Below are 16689 nucleotides of genomic sequence, written 5' to 3' on the forward strand. Positions count from 1 at the left end.
TTTGGCCTGAATTTCAGTTCTACCAACCGGCCAGCCGCAGCGCCAGCAAGGGTTCGTCTCACACACAAGACATCCATGCTGCGCACCACCACCTGGGCCTGCGCCCTGGGCTCTTTGCTGCTGCCCCAGGCCCACGCTCAACACAACACATCACCCGAAACCTCCCGCACTGCGCTCAGCGCCACGGCGCTCAAGGACACCCCGCTGCAGGAGGTGACCGTCAGCGCCACGCGCACTGCGCGCAGCGCGCAGAACACACCGGCCACCGTCACAGCGCCAAGCCAGGCGCAAGCGCAGCAGCGCGGCGCACGGCACATCAAAGAGTGGTTTGCCGAGGAGCTGGGCGTGTCGGTGCGCCAGGTGGCGCCGCGCTTCACGGCAGCAGGCTCTGCGGCGGGCCGTGCCGGCATTGAGGGCGTGAACGTGCGCGGGCTGGAGGGCAACCAGGTGCTGATGGCCGTGGACGGCATACGCTTGCCCCTGGCCTTTTCGTTTGGTGCCTTTGCCACGGGACGGGGCGACTATGTGGCCCTTGAGGGCTTGCGCAAGGCCGAAATTCTGCGCGGCCCGGCCTCCACCCAATTCGGCAGCGACGGCCTGGCGGGTGCGGTGAACTTCAGCACCTTGGGCGTGGTTGATGTGCTGGGCCCGGGGCGCAACAGCGGCGGCTTTGCCAGCGCACGCTACAGCAGCCTGGACCGCAGCCTGGCGCTGAGCGGCAGCGCCGCCGCCCAAGGCGAGCAATGGTCAGGTCTGCTGCTCATGAGCCGCACCCAAGGCCACGAGACCAGCAACCAAGGCCTCAACAGCGCCCAGAATCTGGAGCGCACACGCCCCAACCCGCTGGACTACCGCCAGCGCTATGTGCTGGGCAAGCTGGGCTGGAAGCCCCAAGCAGCCCACCAGCTCGAAGCCCATCTGGAAGTGCTGCAGCGGCACCAGAACACCGAGGTCTACTCCGCGCGCGCCAAGCCCCCGCTGCAAGCCAGCAGCGTGGTGGATCTGGATGCCCAAGACCGCGTGCAACGCCAGCGCCTCTCGGCCCACCACCGCTACCACCAGCCGCAGGCCGCGCTGCTGCAGCGCGCCCACACGCTGCTCTACACCCAGCGCGCCGACACCCGGCAATGGGCAAAGGAAGACCGCCACACGGCCAGCGACCGGCTGCGCGACAACCGCTACGACACCCAGCTCTCGGGCATGAGCACACAGCTGGAGTTCAACGGTGGCAGCGCGCTTGATGGAGCGCTGCGCCAGCGCCTGAGCCTGGGGCTGGACTGGAGCCAAGCACGCATCAGCAGCGTGCGCGACGGCACCGTGCCCCCAGGGGGTGAAACCTTTCCGACCAAGCCTTTTCCGGACACCCGCTTCACCCAATCCGGGCTGTTTGCACAAAGCGAGCTGAGCTGGGGCCCGCTGGACCTGATCCCCGCGCTGCGTCTGGAGCAGTTCCAACTCAGCCCCAGCCTGGCGGGCTATGGCGGCGGGCCCGTCACGGCGCTGCGCGACCAGGCCTGGACCCCGCGCCTGGGCCTGGTGTGGCGCCTCGCGCCGCTGGCCACGCCCTATGCGCAGTGGGCGCAAGGCTTTCGCGCGCCTACACCCGACCAGGTCAACAACGGCTTCTCCAACGTGGCCTCGGGCTATATGACGCTGGGCAACCCCCATCTCAAGCCCGAGCACGCCAACAGCCTGGAGCTGGGTGTGCGCGGCCATTGGAGCGCCAGTCAGAGCCAGCCCGGCGCGGGCCTGCGCTGGTCGCTGGCGCTGTACGACAACCGCTACAGCGACTTCATCCAGCAAAAAACCGTGGGCGGCACCGGCACGGTAAGCGACCCGCTCAAGTTCCAGTACGTCAACAGCACACAGGCCCGCATACGCGGCGCCGAGCTGCGCCTGCAGTGGCTGGGCACCCAAGGCCTGAGCGCGGGCAGCGGTCTGGCCTGGTCACGCGGCCACACTGTGGACGCCGGCGTGAGCCGGCCACTCAACAGCGTCAACCCGCTGCAGCTGCAGGCCTGGCTTGCCCAGGAGCGGGCGCAATGGGGCGCGCGACTGGCCGTGCAACACCAGCGCGCCAAAAAGCTCTCAGACATCGACGCCACTCCCAGGCAAGTGCCGTTTGCACCGCCCGCGTCCACGGTGTTCAACCTCAGTTTGCGCTGGCAGGCCACGCCCGCACTCACGCTGCAAGCGCATGTCGACAACCTCTTCAACCGCCGCTACTGGCTGTGGTCTGACGTGCGTGGTCTGCCTGCCAACAGCCCCGTGGCCGATGCCTACACCGCCAGCGGCCGCAACGCTCGCGTGAGCCTGCGCCACGACTTCTGACCCACAAACCCACAACGCTTCAGGAGTTCCCCATGAGCTTCTCCCCTGCCGCCACACGCCCTCTTGAGCCAGGCCCCCAAGTGTTGCGCCAACAGTTCACCCAGCTGCGCCGCGATGGGCTGCGCCAGCGCGACATCGCACAGCAACTGGGCGTGAGCGAGGCGGCCTTGCTCGCCGCCCACACCCAGCACAGCGACGCCTCGCTCCAAGCCACGGCGCTGCAGCCCGATTGGGCGGGCTTGATGGGCCGCCTGGAGAGCCTGGGCGAGCTCATGGCCCTCACGCGCAACGCCGCCTGCGTGCACGAGAAGGTGGGCGTCTACCGCAAGGCCAGCCACAACGCCAATGTCGGGCTGGTGCTGGGCGCCGACATCGACCTGCGGCTTTTCTACAAACACTGGCGCTGGGGCTTCGCGGTGCAGGACTGCAGTGGCAAAACCGCGCAGCACAGCCTGCAGTTTTTCGACGAGCAGGGACAGGCCGTGCACAAAGTCTTTCTGCGCCAAAACAGCGACCACGGCGCCTATGCCGCACTGGTGCAGCACTACGCAGCGCCAGAGCTCAGCACGGCACAGCCCCCAGCGCTGGCGCCTGATGCGGCCGCGCAGCCCGAGCCCGAATGCCCCGACACGCAAGTGGACGTGCTGGCCTTTCGCCAAGCCTGGCGCGACCTGCGCGACACGCATGAATTCTTCGGTCTGCTCAAAACCCACGGCCTGAGCCGCACCCAAGCCCTGCGCCTGGCGGAGCCCCAGTTTGCCCAGCGCCTGAGCCCCGATTGCGCCCTGCCCCTGCTGCAGCGCGGTGCGCAAAACAGCGTGCCGCTGATGGTGTTTGTGGGCAACCGCGGCATCATCCAAATCCACAGCGGGGCGGTGCAGCGCATCACGGTGCTGGGGCCCTGGGTGAATGTGCTGGACCCAGGCTTCAACCTGCACCTGCGCGCTGACCACATTGCCCAAGCCTGGCTGGTGCGCAAGCCCACCAGCGACGGCGTGGTCAGTTCGCTGGAGCTGTTTGACAGCCACGGCCAGGTCATCGCCATGTTCTTTGGCGTGCGCAAACCCGGAGAGCCCGAGCGCCAAGACTGGCGCGCCCTGCTGCAGTCTATGCCCGCCGCCCAGCAGGAGGCCGCATGAGCCGCCGCCTGCCCTCGCCCTGCCCCAACACAAGCCCGACGCGCCGCCGCCTGCTGCAGTGCCTCAGTGGTGCACCGCTGCTGGCCCTGACGCTGGCCCCCACGGCGCGCGGCAGCAGCCCCGCACGCGTGGTGTGTGTGGGTGGTGCGCTCACCGAAACCGTCTATGCCCTGGGCGCACAAGCCCAGCTGGTGGGGGTGGACACCACCTCCAATTTCCCCACCGCGGCCCGCCAGCTGCCCAGCGTGGGCTACGCGCGCCAGCTCTCCAGCGAGGGCTTGCTGGCGCTGGCCCCCACGCGTGTGCTGGCCACCGAAGACGCCGGACCGCCAGCGGTGCTGCGCCAGCTCGAACAAGCCGGTGTGCCACTCACCGTGCTGCCTGCCAACAAGCGCTTTGAGGGTGTGGTCCAGCGCGTGCAGCGCATGGGCGAACTGCTGGGCCGGCGCGAGGCCGCGCAAGCGCTGGCCCAGCAGCTCAGCACACAATGGCAGGCCACGCGCGCCCGTGTGGCTGGGCGCAGTGCGCCCGCACCGCGGGTGCTGTTTGTGATGTCCCACGGCCCCAGCCAAATGATGGTCAGCGGCCGCGCCACCAGTGCCGATGCCGTGCTGGCCTACGCCGGAGCGCGCAATGTGGTGCAGGGCTTTGAGGGCTACAAGCCCCTCACCCCAGAGGCCTTGATTGCCGCGCAACCCGATGTCTTGCTGCTCACCGAACAGGGCTACCAAGCCATGGGCGGGCACGACGGCGCCCTGCAACTGCCCGGGCTGGCGCAAACACCGGCCGGCCGCCATGGCCGCGTGCTGGCCATGGAAACCATGTACCTGCTGGGCTTTGGCCCACGCCTGCCAGCCGCCGTGGCCGAGCTGGATGCGCGGCTGCACAGCGCCATGCAGGGGCAGCGCCCATGAGCGCCCTGCCCCAAGCCCTGCAGAACCACGCACCCGCCAGCCCGGTGCAGGTGCTGGCACAGCGCGCCATGAACGGGCTGCGCCAGCACCCGCTGAGCTGGAGCTTGGGCGTGCTGGCCTTGCTCATGGTCTGGGCGGCCAGCCGCGGTGCAGTGCGCGTGGGCCTGCACGACGTGGAGGCGCTGTGGTCGTGGATTCAATGGGGGCAGGACGCCCCTTTGAGCGGCGGCGCCTATGTGCTGGCCCAGCTGCGCCTGCCGCGCGTGGGGCTGGCGGTCTTGGTTGGCGCAGCGCTGGGGCTTTGCGGCGCGCTCACACAGGGGCTGTTTCGCAACCCGCTGGCCGACCCCGGCCTCTTGGGCGTGAGCAGCGGCGCGGCCTGCGCAGCAGCGCTCGCCATCGTGCTGCTGGCCGACAGCGCCTGGGCTCAGGCCCTGGCTTGGCGCTACTGGCTGCTGCCCCTGGCAGCCTTTGCCGGTGCTGTGGGGGTGTGCGTGCTGCTGGACGCGCTGGCGCGTTGGCTCACCAGTGCGCACTCGGTCAGCGGGCTCTTGCTGTGCGGCATTGCGCTCAATGCGCTGGCTGCGGCGGTGATTGGCCTGTGCACCTATCTGGCCACAGACGAGCAACTGCGCAGCCTCTCCTTCTGGACCCTGGGTTCGCTGGCCGGCGCACGCTGGGTGTTGGTGGCCGTGCTCGGTGTGGCACTGGTGCTGGCGGCGGTGCTGGCGCGGCGCATGGCCGCTGCCCTCAACGCCCTGGCCCTGGGGGAGGCCGTAGCCGGGCATGTGGGGGTGTCGCTGCCGCGCCTGCGCTGGGGCATTGTGCTGGTGGTGGCGGTGCTCAACGGCCTGGCCGTGGCGTGGTGCGGAATGATTGGCTTCATCGGGCTGCTGGCGCCACACCTGGTGCGCCTGCTGCTGGGGGCCGACCAGCACAGCGTGCTGCCGCTCTCGATGGTGCTGGGCGCACTCCTGCTGCTCGGGGCCGACACCCTGGCTCGCACCCTGGCCGTGCCGGCCGAAATCCCGGTGGGAATTTTCACTGCGCTCTTGGGCGCGCCCTTCTTCCTGCTCTTGTTGCGCGGGCTGCGCCACGGAGGCTGACACCATGCGTCCTTTGGATCTCAATACCCCCCGGCGTTGGCCCTTGACACCGTTGCTGCTGCAGTGCCGCGAGGCGCGGCTGCGCCTGGGCGCCCAGCCGCTGGGGCCCATCAATCTGTCTTTGCAGCAGGGCGAGCGCGTGGCCGTGCTGGGCCCCAGTGGCGCGGGCAAGTCCACCCTGCTCAAGCTGCTGGCCGCGGAGCTGAGCCCAGCCAGCGGCACGCTACAGCTGCACGACCGTACGCTGGCACGCTGGCCCCTGGCCGAGCTGGCCCGCCAGCGCGCGGTGATGCCGCAGTCCCACGAGGTGGCGTTCGGGCTGCCGGTGGCGCTGGTCATCGCACTGGGCCGCGTGGCGCTGCGCCACGACCCGCAGCGCGAGGCCATCGTGGCCCAAGCCGCCGCCAGCGCGCAGGCCCAACACCTGCTGGAGCGCCGTTTTGACACCCTCTCGGGCGGCGAAAAAGCCCGCGTGCAACTGGCGCGCGTGCTGGCCCAGCTGTGGGATTGCCAGGGCGGCCTGCTGCTGGTGGACGAGCCGCTGGCTGCGCTAGACCCCGGGCTGCAATGGCAGCTCATGGACACGCTGCAGCACTACGCCCGCGAGCGCCAACACGCCGTGGTGGCGGTGCTGCACGACATCAACCAAGCGCTCAACAGCTTTGAGCGCCTGTGGCTCATGCAGCAAGGCCAGCTGGTGGCCGACCTGCCCGCCACCCCCAACCGTGCACTGCCCTTGCTCGAAGCGCTCTACGGTCTGCCTCTGTGCCACGCCTACAGCGCCGAGGGCGAAAGCGCCGTGGTCCCCGCCCTGCAGCGCTGGCGCGCCACACGCCAAACCCGCAGCGCGGCATGCGCCGCAGGGGCCTGAGGTCGCATGCGCCAGTCCACGCCGCCCTGGTCCCCCAAGCCCAGTCACAGCGGGCTGTGGGCCAGCGCGGCGCTGCACCTGGGGTTCCTGCTGTGGGTGCTGGGCACAGGCGGCACCTTGGGGCCAGCACACAAGAGCGCACGCGCCGCCACCCAGCCTGGCCACACCATCACCCTGCGCCTGTTGCCGCTGCCCCATCCAGAGGGCTCACACACGCGCCGCCAAACCCTGGTGCAGGCGGCGCAGCCAAGCCGCGTGCCACCTCAAGCCAGCGCTGAAGCCCTCAGCTCGAGCAAGGCCACCGATCTGGTCACGGCACCACCGCCGCCAAGCAGCACCGGGCCCTCCACGCCCTTGCCACAACAAACCCTTGCCGATGCGACGCCCGCGGCCCCCGCCACCCCCAAGCCAACGCCCTTGAATCCGGCCCCAGGTGCCGGCGCGCCCACCGCCTTGGCCCGCCCCGACCATGCCCACAGCCCGCCGCCGCGCTACCCCGAACTGCTGCGTGAGCAGGGCATAGAAGGCGTGGTGTGGCTGCGCGTGCGCGTTGAGGCCGACGGGCGCGCCCAACTCATCGAGCTGCTGCGCAGCAGCGGCTGGGAGCTGCTGGACCACGCCGCCCTCAGCGCCGTGCGCCACTGGCGCTTTCACCCCGGCCACATCAATCAGCAGCCCATTGCCAGCTGGGTTCAGTTCCCGGTGCGTTTCAGTTTGGAGGGGTGATCGGGTGCGGCTTTACCCGCATGGGGATGCGCAGCGCAGCTGCGCCAAAATCCCCCACCACCATGAGTGCATCACCCAGACACCTAGAGCTGCTGGCACCGGCGCGCACAGCAGACATCGGCATCGAGGCCATTCAACACGGGGCGGACGCGGTTTACATCGGCGGCCCGGATTTCGGCGCGCGGCACAACGCGGGCAACGCGATTGAAGACATTGAGCGCCTGGTGCGCCACGCACACCGCTTCAATGCGCGCATCTTCATCACGCTCAACACCATCTTGCGCGACGACGAGCTCGAAGACGCGCGCCGCCTAGCCTGGCAGGTCTACGAGGCCGGGGCCGATGCGCTGATCGTGCAGGACATGGGCCTGCTGCAGCTGGACCTGCCGCCCATACAGCTGCACGCCAGCACGCAATGCGACATCCGCACACCCGAGAAAGCGCGCTTTTTGCAAGACGTGGGCTTTTCGCAGGTGGTGGCCGCGCGTGAGCTGACGCTGGCGCAAATCCGCGCCATGGCCGAGGCGCTCAGCAGCGCGCAGCTGGAGTTTTTCATCCACGGTGCGCTGTGCGTGGCCTACAGCGGCCAGTGCTTCATCAGCCACGCCCACACCGGGCGCAGCGCCAACCGGGGCGATTGCTCGCAGGCTTGCCGCCTGCCCTATGAGGTGGTGGACGGCCAGGGGCGCATCGTGGCGCACCAAAAACACGTGCTGTCCATGAAGGACAACGACCAAAGCGCCAACCTGCGCGCGCTGGTGGATGCGGGCGTGCGCAGCTTCAAGATCGAAGGCCGCTACAAAGACATGGGCTATGTGAAGAACATCACCGGCCACTACCGGCGCCTGCTGGACGAAGTCCTGCACGAGCGCCCCAGCCTGGCGCGCGGTTCAAGCGGCCACACCCGGCTGCGCTTCACCCCCGACCCACAGCGCAGCTTCAACCGCGGCGCCACGGACTACTTCGTCAACGGGCGCCAAGACGACATCGGCGCCTTCGACACCCCCAAACACGCCGGCCTGCCGCTGGGCTGGGTGAGCCACGTGGGCAGCGACCACTTCGACTGCAGGCTGGACGAAGGCGTGAGCCCACTCAACAACGGCGACGCCCTCACCTACCTGGACCTGCAGCACGAGCTGGTGGGCCTGCGCGTGAACATCGCCACCGCGCTGGACGCCAGCCTCCGCCAGTGGCGTGTGCAGCCCAACGAGCCGCTGGCCGCGCTCAAAGACCTGCGCCGCGACGTGGCCCTCTCGCGCAACCGCGACATGGCCTGGGACCGCGTGCTGGAAAAGAAATCGGCCGAGCGCCGCATCGCCCTGGACATGACGCTGCTGGAAGTGCCCGACGGCGTGGCCCTGCAGCTCAGCGACGAAGACGGCCATGCCGCCTATGTGGAACTGCCCCTGCAAAAGCAGCGCGCCCAGCAACCCGACAAAGCCCAAGCCCAGCTGCGCGAGGCGCTGGCCAAGCTCGGCGGCACCGACTTCGAAGCCCGCGAACTGAGCCTGCACTGGAGCGGCCCAGCGCTCTTCCTGCCCCTGAGCCAGCTCAACGCCCTGCGCCGCCAGGCCCTGGCTGAACTGGAAGCCGCCCGCGCCGCAGCCTGGCAACGCCTGCCCCGTGCCACGCCCGTGCAGCCCCCCGCCGCCTACCCCGACGACACCCTGAGCTACCTGGCCAACGTCTACAACCACGCCGCCCAGCAGTTCTACCTGCACCACGGCGTGCGCGTGGTCGACGCTGCGTACGAGAGCCAGCAAGAGCTGGGCGACGTCAGCCTCATGATCACCAAGCACTGCGTGCGCTACAGCCTCTCGCTCTGCCCCAAGCAAGCCAAGGGCGTGACGGGCGTGCAAGGCACGGTGCGCGCCGAGCCGCTACAGCTCATCAACGGCAAAGAAAAGCTGACCCTGCGCTTTGACTGCAAACCCTGCGAAATGCATGTGGTGGGCAAAATCAAGAAAAGCGTGCTGCAACAAACCCACGCGGCCCCGGTGAAGTTCTACAAAGCCAGGCCCCAGGCCTGATGAGGCCTGGCTGCACCAAGCCAGCCGACGCAGCCACGCAAGCGGCTGCATCGGCATCGCGGTAAGCCGTCCTCAGCGCCGCTGCGCTTCTTTTTGAGGGCTTGTGAGCGCGGTGCGGTTTGGCGCATCCACCTGCATGAAGAGCGCGCTGAATGCGCCCCAGTTGCCTGCAGCGTCCTGTCCGCGCACATAGACCAAATGCTGCCCCACGGAGAGCCCAGTCGTATCGATCTGGCCCACAACGTATTCGTTGTTGGCATCAAAGCTGCCATCGCGCGCTGACAGCGGTATGGCGCGTGCGCCACTCAGCCAGGGCGGCACGTCGATATAGGCCTCGGCGGCAGCGATGGTTTGGGTCGGTTCTGTGCCGTTGGTCTGGTTGTAGCGCGTGTCGTCCACGCGCGCCACCAAAGTGGCCGGACGCCCCTGCGGCACGCGCTTGTAATTCAGCGCCAGGGCTGTGACGTCAGGGCCAGCGGGCGTTTGATAGGGCGTGCGCACCACCTTGGCGGCATACATCAGCGCGGGCATGTTGTCCGGCAGCACGGTGGAGTTGTAGTAGCTGCACTGCTGGAAGAAGGCCGTGCCCAGCTCGAAGGTGAACGAGGCCACGCCCAGCTCGCCGTAGCTGGGGCCATCGCTGGTGCCATCGGTTTCGTACAGATCCAGCGAGCGCTGAGGCGTATGGCGGTTCCAGTAGGCAAATTTGCGGCCCAAGGTCGCCAGCTGGGTGTCGTTGCCCGCAGGCGCGCCGTTGGAGCCCCAGGGCCACAGCAGCAGGCGGCCGTGGCTGTGAATGTCCAGATGGATGCCGCTGGTGTCCAGCGGTGCAGGGTCGGTACGGTTGGGGCCGCGCCGGTCCGGCCACAGGCTTCGGATGTAAGCCTCAACGGCTCGGGTTTCAGGCTCTGAAGCGGCGCTGGGGCCGCGGTAAGTCTCAGAGCAAGCGTTGCCGCTGGACCCGCCGCCGTTGCTGATGTTCCAGGTGAAGCCGAAGTTGCGGTTGAGGTCAGCCCCACGGTAGTTGCTGGTGGCGCCGCAGTAGGCGGTGTTGGTGTTCTTGCGCCACAAGATACCGCTCTCGGCCTTTTTACGCCCGTCCGGGTTGGTGGCCAGCAGCAGGTGCACCTCGTGGTGGTCGAGTATCCAGGTGGCATCGGCGTCCACGCCGTGGCCGTTGTAGAGCTTGCGCGCGAACTCGAGCACCAACGGCGTGGTGGTGTATTCCCGGGCGTGAATGCCGGCGTTGATGAACAGCTTGGGCTTGTCGCCACTCACCGCACTGTTGGTGAGCTTGAGCACGCGCAGGTCGTAGCCGCCCTGCCCCGCGCCCTTGGCCCAGGAGTCGCCAATGTCTATCCAACTGGCCAGCTGAGGCTTGTTGGCGGCCATCCCTTCTGCCTCAGTGAACACCTCTTCCACCGTGGGGTAGCAGCTGTAGTTGGGAATGCCGGTAGCCGTCGCTTGTGACGCCCGGGCTCGCGCCTCGGACTCCTTGCGGGCTTGCTCCAGCTGCTGCGTCATCCAGTGGGGGTCTGGCACCAGGCGGAATCCCATCGCGCGCAGCTCGCTGGCTTCTTGCTCGTTGAGCTGAACAATCACATAGCCCAGCTCGTACTCCGAGGCCAAAGTCTCAAAGCGGCTGTGCGCAATGGCGCGAGCCTTGCGCACATCATCGAAATAGGCGCGCATGGTTTGGCGCGGAGCGGCTTCGCGACCATGGATGGTGGGCTGAGGCAGCGAGGCCTGAGCCAGGGCGAGGGCAGGTGCGGCCAAGGACAGCAAAGCCGCCAAACAATAGCCCGGGTTGCAGGAAAAAGCTTTGCGTGTCATCGGGGTCTCCTGTGAACACGCGCACCGCTGGCACGGTCATCCGGCACCACCCAGTACTGCGGCAGAACAGGCCACGCAAACTCGCGGTACACGCTGGAAGGTGGCGCGAGCATAGGCACTTCAATTTCCGCCTACAAGCCGCCATGCCCCTTCAAACAGCGTCCCAGGTCATGGAGCCCCCATGCCTGGGGTGGGCCTGGGATTTCGTCGATTGATTTGCCCGCAGGTCCGTTTCAGACCACCATTTCCAACACGGTCGGATGACCCAGAAAGCCTTGCGGGCTGGCCGTAGCACCGTAGGCGCCCGACTGGAAAACCACCACCAAATCGCCCACGTCTGCGCGTGGCAGGCTGACGCGGTCGGCTATCAGGTCCAGCGGCGTGCACAGCGGGCCGACGATGTTGACGGTTTCGAGCTCGCCGTCGCCCTGGCCCTGAGCGCCCGCTTGCTGGCGCACCAAGGCCACGGGGTAGTTGCGGCGCAGCACTTGGCCAAAATTTCCTGAAGCGGCCAGGTGGTGGTGCAGCCCCCCGTCGCACACCAGATAGACCTGTCCGTGCGAAGTCTTGCGCTCCACCACGCGGCAGACATAGACACCCGCCTCGCCCACCAAGTAGCGCCCCAGCTCCAGCACCAGGCGGGCCTGCGGCAGCTCGTGGCGTGCGCGCTCGACCAGCCCCGACATCATGGCGCTGATGGGGGCCAAATCCAGGCGCTGGTCGCCCGGGAAATAGGGAATGCCAAAGCCGCCACCCAGGTTGAGCACCCGCACGGGCGCGCTGGCCTTGCTCGCCCAGTGCAGGGCCAGCTCGTAGGCTTGCTGCTGGGCTTGCGCGATGGCGTCAGCCCGCAGGCTTTGGGAACCGGCAAAGAGGTGAAAGCCTTCGAAACCGAGCCGCTCTGGCCCCGCTGCGCGAATGCGCTCAAAGGCTGGCTCAATCAGCGCCACATCCAGCCCAAAAGGCTTGGCGCCGCCGCCCATGCGCATGCCCGCACCCTTGAGCTCATAGTCGGGGTTGATGCGCAGCGCCACGCGCGCGGGGCAAGCCATCTCGGCGCTGAGCTGGGCCAGCACATCAAGCTCACGCAACGACTCCACATTGACGAGCACACCCGCAGCCAGGGCCTGGCGCAGTTCAGCAGGTCGCTTGCCGGGCCCAGCAAAGCTGATGTGTTGGCGGTCCACGCCGGTGTCCAGCGCCCGCAGCAGCTCGCCGCCCGAGGCCACGTCAAGCCCATCCACCAAGCCCTTGAGGTGCGCCAGCAGCGCGGGCATGGGGTTGGCCTTGATGGCGTAGTGCAGCTCCACCTCCGCAGGCAATGCCGCGCGCAAGGCCTGCACTTGCTGCGTGAGCGCGCGCCGCTCGTAGGCATAAAACGGCGTTTGCCCGGCGCGCTGGGCGAGCTGCTCCAGCGTGAAGCCGCCCAGCAGCGGTGCGCCTTCGCGCCATTCGAATTGGTGCATGGGGGCGTGGATGGGCGGCGTAGTGGTGGACATATCGAACAGCAAAAATGAGTAGCGCCAGCAGCCCTTCAGTCGGCCTGAAACTGGGCGCGCAAGGCGGCGCGGTCGAGCTTGCCGTTGGCGTTGCGCGGCAGGGGCGCGGGCAGCACATGCACATGGGCGGGCAGCATATAGCTGGGCAGCTGTTGGCGGCAGGCATTCATGAGCGCGGCCACATCCAGGCTTTGCGCTGCAGGCGCCGCAGCCACCACCTGAATGCGCTGGCCCAGCTGCGCATCAGCCACGCCAAAGGCCACGCACTCTTGCACCAGACCGGTGGCATAGAGCACCTCTTCCACCTCAGTGGGGCTGACACGGTAGCCCGAGGTTTTGATCATCTCGTCGCTGCGCGCCACAAAGTACAAAAAGCCTTCGGCGTCGCGGCGCACGGTGTCACCGCTGAAGACGGCAATTTCCGGCAGGGGCCGCGCATCATGCTCGGGCAGCGCCTGCGGCGGAAGCGGGCGAAAGCGCTCGGCCGTGCGCGCGGCATCGCGCCAATAGCCCAGCGCCACCAGCGCACCGCGGTGCACCAGCTCGCCGGGCTCGTCAGCGTCGCAAGGCGTGCCATCGGGGCGCAGCACCAGCACCTCGGCGTTGGGGATGGCGCGGCCCATCGAATCGGGCCTGCGTGCCAATTCCTGCGGCGGCAAATAGGTGGAGCGGAACGCCTCGGTCAGCCCATACATCAAATACACCTGTGCGGCAGGGGCGCGCTGCTGCAGGCGCTGCAGGGTTTCCAGCGGCATGCGCCCCCCCGTATTGGCCAGATAGCGCAGCGTGCGCAGTGCCTCGTCGGGCCATGGCAAGGCCGCCAGTTGCATGAACAGCGGCGGCACGGCCGTCAAGCCCGTGACGCCATGCTGCGCCATCGCCGCCAGCACATCGCGCGCAAACAGCCAGTTCAAGAGCACCAGGCGCGCACCGCTGCACAAAGCAGTGGTGAGTTGGCTGAAGCCCGCGTCAAAAGAAAGCGGCAGCGCCGCCAGCAAACAGTCCTGCTCGGTGTTGCCCAAATAGCTGGCCACACTCTGCGCCCCCGCCACCAAATTGCGGTGCGACAGCATCACGCCCTTGGGCTTGCCGGTGCTGCCCGAGGTGTAGAGGATGGCGGCCAGGTCAGCATCAATCAGGATGGGCAACTCTGGCGCAGCGGCAGGCTGTGCCATCAAGTCCGCCCAGTCATGCATGGCGAGCTCGGCACTCTGAGCCAGCCCACCGTCCACCAGCACCAGGTGGCGCAGCCCTGCTCCCGTCCAGCCCTCCAACACGCTGCAACGGCTGGCGCTACTGACCAGCAGCACGGCGCCACAGTCCTGCAGCACATGCGCCACTTGCGCGGGTTTGAGCACGGGGTTGATGGGCACCATCACCGCGCCCGCCGCCGTGGCGCCCAGGCAGGCCACCACGGTTTCGATGCGCTTGTCCAGGTACACGGCCACGCGCTGCCCGCGCTTCACGCCCAGCGCGCTCAGGCCTTTGGCGAACTGCCCCACCTGCTGGTGCAGCTGCGAAAAACTGAGCTGCCCACGGGCATCAACCAAGGCCGCGCTTTGAGGCCAGCGCTGGGCCGCTGCGGCACACAAATCGTGCAACAGACGCGGTGATTCAATGGAAGGCGAAGAAGACACAGTCATCAAAAGCAACAGCGCTGAAGCGCCCAAAACCAAGGCAATGCCGGGCGTGGCCGACCGAGTCGGCATTGTGGCTTGTTCTGCCCAGCCCTGCCGAGCTGAGGGCGTGCATTTAGAATCGCGCGTTTTTTCGCCCACGCTGCTTTGCGCCGCCCCTGACCGCCATGGATTTGTTCGACGAGCTCCGTCACCTGCTGGACGATGTGCTACAGCTGCAGGGCCGTGCGCTCAGCTTCACCCCAGACACCGCGCTGCTGGGCGCCCTGCCCGAGCTGGACTCCATGGCCGTGGTGAGCCTGCTGGCCGCGCTGGAGGCGCGCTACGGCTTGAATATCGAAGTGGGCGACCTCGACGGCAGCCGCTTTGCCACGCTGCAAGCGCTGCATGACTTCGTGCTGCAGCTGCGCCAAGCCCAACGCTGAGCTTCACTTCAGCGCACAAAGAAAACGGGCGCCTCTCAGAGGGCGCCCGTCGCGTGCTGCGGCTCAAACCGAGCCTCTACTCATGAGGCTTAACGCACCACAGCGATTTCAGCGCGCTTGCCACCGCGGTAGGTGTACATGGTCAGGGCGCCATTCTTGATATCGCCCTTGTTGTCAAAGCTGATGGTGCCCGTCACGCCCTTGTAGCCTTCGGTCTTGGCCAACACCGGCAGGTACTTGGCAGGCTCGGCCGAGCCTGCCTTGACCATGGCAGCCACCATCACGTTGACGGCGTCGTACACATAGGGCGCGTAGATTTCAACCTTGGTGTTGAACTTGGCTTCAAAGCGGGTCTTGAAGTCTTCCAAAGTCTTCTTGGAAGCACCTTCGACGCCACCGGCTTCGGCGCACACCACTTGGTCGTCAGCCAAGCTGTCCACGGCCAACTTGGGCAGGTTGGCCGTGCAGATGCCGTCGCCACCCATGAACTTGGCACTGATGCCCAGTTGCTTCATCTGGCGCAGCATGGGGCCGGCCACTGCGTCCATGCCACCAAAGAAGATCACATCGGGCTTCTTGCCCTTCAAGGTGGTCAGGATGGCGGTGAAGTCCGTGGCTTTGTCGGTGGTGAATTCGCGCGCCACCACTTTGCCACCTGCAGCCTTCACGCCCTTGATGAATTCGTCGCCCACACCTTGGCCGTAGGCCGTGCGGTCGTCCACCACCACAATGGTTTTGCCCTTGACTTGCTGCACAGCGTACTTGCCCAGCGTGCCGCCAAGGTGCACGTCGTCAGCCACCACGCGGAAAGTGGTCTTGTAGCCACTGCGCGTGAACTTGGGATGAGTGGCCGAAGGGCTGATTTGTGGAATGCCTGCGTCGCTGTAGATCTTGGCCGCGGGGATGGAGGTGCCCGAGTTCAGGTGACCCACCACGCCGTTGACTTTGGAATCCGCCAGCTTCTGCGCGGCAGCCGTGCCCTGCTTGGGATCACCTGCGTCGTCCTCGGCCAGCAGCTCAAACTTGGCCTTCTTGCCGCCAATGGTCACGCCCTTGGCGTTGAGTTCCTCGATGGCCAGACGCGCGCCGAGTTCGTTGTCCTTGCCCAGGTGGGCGATTTGTCCACTGGTTGGCCCCACATGGCCAATTTTCACCACCAGTTCTTGCGCCATGGCTCCGGTACCGAGCATGAGTGCAATGGCCCCGACAAACACGTTTGCGTTGATTCGCATGTAATCCTCCAAACCACTAGAGTGAAGTTGCTGTTGAATCTTTCAACGCGTTCGACCTTAACCCGATTTCAAGGACCAGCCACATGGGGAAAGCATGGGCGCGCGGCGGTCAACCAACAGTTTGGAGGGCCGTTAAGGCCTGCCGCTCAACGATGGCGGCGCAGCTCGCGGTCCAGCACAGGGCGCAGCTGCTCCATGACATCGCGCACCAAAACTTCCACGTGCAAGCTGAGCTGGCCGCGCAGCCGGGCCTCAATCTGCTGGCACAGCGCCTCCAAATCGGCGTGAGCCGCTGGCGCCAAGTCTTGCCAATCACTGTCGAGACTGGCGGCATCCACGGCTAGAGATTCGGGCTTGGGCAAAAGTGCCGGACTGGGCCCTGGCAGCTCTTCGCTCAAGTCAAGAAAGCCGCTGGCTGCGGGCACATCAAGAACTTCCGTGAGCGTGGGCACCACGCGCGGCATTGGGCGGTCATTGCGCATTTCAACGCCCTTCCCCAGCCACGTAGTGCTGCATTTCGCAGCCGGCTTGCTGGTAGTGTTTGTAGCGGCGGCGGCCCCATTGCACTGTCTGTGCCTCGGTAGAGACCACTTCCAAAATGCGCTGGAATTCGTCAAACGCCGTGGGCACCTCGGTCTCGAGATTGAGCAAGACCTCGCGATGCGGCAGTTGCTCGAGCTGCGAGACCAGCAGCACAGGCGTGCGCTGCAGCAGCTCGGGGTCGGAATCGGGCCGCACGCTGAGGTGCGGCACAAATTCGTGGGGCTCATGCACCCACAGGGCCTGGTCTAGCTTGTCGAGCGCGCGCTGCGGGCCACACACCCCCACGCGCGCGCCGCTGGCCACGGCTTTACGCAGCAGCTTGCAGACAAAGCCCAGCCTGTCCGAAACACCTGAATAGAACAGCACCTCGGACATGACTTGGGCCTGGGTTTGCAACTGCTCT

The 16689-nt window shown here is 67.0% G+C and carries 14 protein-coding genes; 8 read left to right on the forward strand and 6 right to left on the reverse strand.

Going from position 1 to position 16689, the window contains the following annotated elements; all coding sequences use genetic code 11:
- The first annotated feature begins 75 nt into the window (after window positions 1-75).
- The 7 genes from ACG0Z6_RS12875 (at window position 76) to ACG0Z6_RS12905 (ending at window position 9117) form a co-directional block, all read left to right on the forward strand.
- Window positions 76-2331 (forward strand): TonB-dependent hemoglobin/transferrin/lactoferrin family receptor, encoded by a 2256-nt coding sequence (locus tag ACG0Z6_RS12875; protein ID WP_394462029.1) that lies wholly within the window; start codon window positions 76-78, stop codon window positions 2329-2331.
- A gap of 32 nt (window positions 2332-2363) precedes the next feature.
- Window positions 2364-3470, forward strand: coding sequence for a hemin-degrading factor (locus ACG0Z6_RS12880; RefSeq protein ID WP_394462031.1), 1107 nt, complete (start codon window positions 2364-2366; stop codon window positions 3468-3470).
- Window positions 3467-4384: a heme/hemin ABC transporter substrate-binding protein gene (locus ACG0Z6_RS12885; RefSeq protein WP_394462033.1), complete on the forward strand. Its 918-nt coding sequence runs from the start codon at window positions 3467-3469 to the stop codon at window positions 4382-4384. The genes ACG0Z6_RS12880 and ACG0Z6_RS12885 overlap by 4 nt, the downstream gene beginning before the upstream one ends.
- Before the next feature lie 5 nt (window positions 4385-4389).
- Window positions 4390-5490 carry a FecCD family ABC transporter permease gene (locus ACG0Z6_RS12890; protein WP_394462846.1) on the forward strand — a complete coding sequence of 367 codons (1101 nt, stop codon included), beginning with the start codon at window positions 4390-4392 and terminating at the stop codon, window positions 5488-5490.
- A gap of 4 nt (window positions 5491-5494) precedes the next feature.
- The gene (locus ACG0Z6_RS12895) at window positions 5495-6361 is read left to right on the forward strand and encodes an ATP-binding cassette domain-containing protein (protein ID WP_394462035.1); all 867 of its coding nucleotides are present in this window, start codon (window positions 5495-5497) and stop codon (window positions 6359-6361) included.
- 6 nt (window positions 6362-6367) lie between these two features.
- Window positions 6368-7087: an energy transducer TonB gene (locus ACG0Z6_RS12900; protein WP_394462037.1), complete on the forward strand. Its 720-nt coding sequence runs from the start codon at window positions 6368-6370 to the stop codon at window positions 7085-7087.
- Between the two features lie 62 nt (window positions 7088-7149).
- Window positions 7150-9117 (forward strand): peptidase U32 family protein, encoded by a 1968-nt coding sequence (locus ACG0Z6_RS12905; protein WP_394462039.1) that lies wholly within the window; start codon window positions 7150-7152, stop codon window positions 9115-9117.
- A gap of 72 nt (window positions 9118-9189) precedes the next feature.
- Here ACG0Z6_RS12905 and ACG0Z6_RS12910 read toward each other — a convergent pair whose 3' ends face one another.
- From ACG0Z6_RS12910 to ACG0Z6_RS12920, 3 genes are all read right to left on the reverse strand, one after another.
- Window positions 9190-10950, reverse strand: coding sequence for a M14 family metallopeptidase (locus ACG0Z6_RS12910; protein ID WP_394462042.1), 1761 nt, complete (start codon window positions 10948-10950; stop codon window positions 9190-9192).
- Window positions 10951-11183: 233 nt separating this feature from the next.
- Window positions 11184-12449 (reverse strand): pyridoxal-dependent decarboxylase, exosortase A system-associated, encoded by a 1266-nt coding sequence (locus tag ACG0Z6_RS12915; protein ID WP_394462044.1) that lies wholly within the window; start codon window positions 12447-12449, stop codon window positions 11184-11186.
- Between the two features lie 35 nt (window positions 12450-12484).
- A complete protein-coding gene (locus ACG0Z6_RS12920; RefSeq protein ID WP_394462046.1) occupies window positions 12485-14092 on the reverse strand; it encodes an acyl-CoA ligase (AMP-forming), exosortase A system-associated in 1608 nt (535 codons plus the stop codon).
- 161 nt (window positions 14093-14253) lie between these two features.
- Here ACG0Z6_RS12920 and ACG0Z6_RS12925 point away from each other — a divergent pair, with 161 nt between their 5' ends.
- Window positions 14254-14511, forward strand: a complete 258-nt coding sequence (locus ACG0Z6_RS12925; protein WP_394462048.1) for an acyl carrier protein — start codon at window positions 14254-14256, stop codon at window positions 14509-14511.
- Between the two features lie 89 nt (window positions 14512-14600).
- Here the strand turns inward: ACG0Z6_RS12925 and ACG0Z6_RS12930 are convergent, their stop codons facing one another.
- The 3 genes from ACG0Z6_RS12930 to ACG0Z6_RS12940 form a co-directional block, all read right to left on the reverse strand.
- Complete coding sequence (locus tag ACG0Z6_RS12930) at window positions 14601-15701, reverse strand: branched-chain amino acid ABC transporter substrate-binding protein (RefSeq protein WP_394462848.1); 1101 nt, start codon at window positions 15699-15701, stop codon at window positions 14601-14603.
- A gap of 188 nt (window positions 15702-15889) precedes the next feature.
- Window positions 15890-16225, reverse strand: a complete 336-nt coding sequence (locus ACG0Z6_RS12935; RefSeq protein ID WP_394462050.1) for a hypothetical protein — start codon at window positions 16223-16225, stop codon at window positions 15890-15892.
- A 1-nt stretch (window position 16226) separates the two neighbouring features.
- Window positions 16227-16661, reverse strand: coding sequence for a DNA polymerase III subunit chi (locus ACG0Z6_RS12940; protein ID WP_394462052.1), 435 nt, complete (start codon window positions 16659-16661; stop codon window positions 16227-16229).
- Window positions 16662-16689 lie beyond the last annotated feature (28 nt).

It is taken from the genome of Roseateles rivi, assembly GCF_043555845.1.
GTDB lineage: Bacteria > Pseudomonadota > Gammaproteobacteria > Burkholderiales > Burkholderiaceae_C > Roseateles > Roseateles rivi.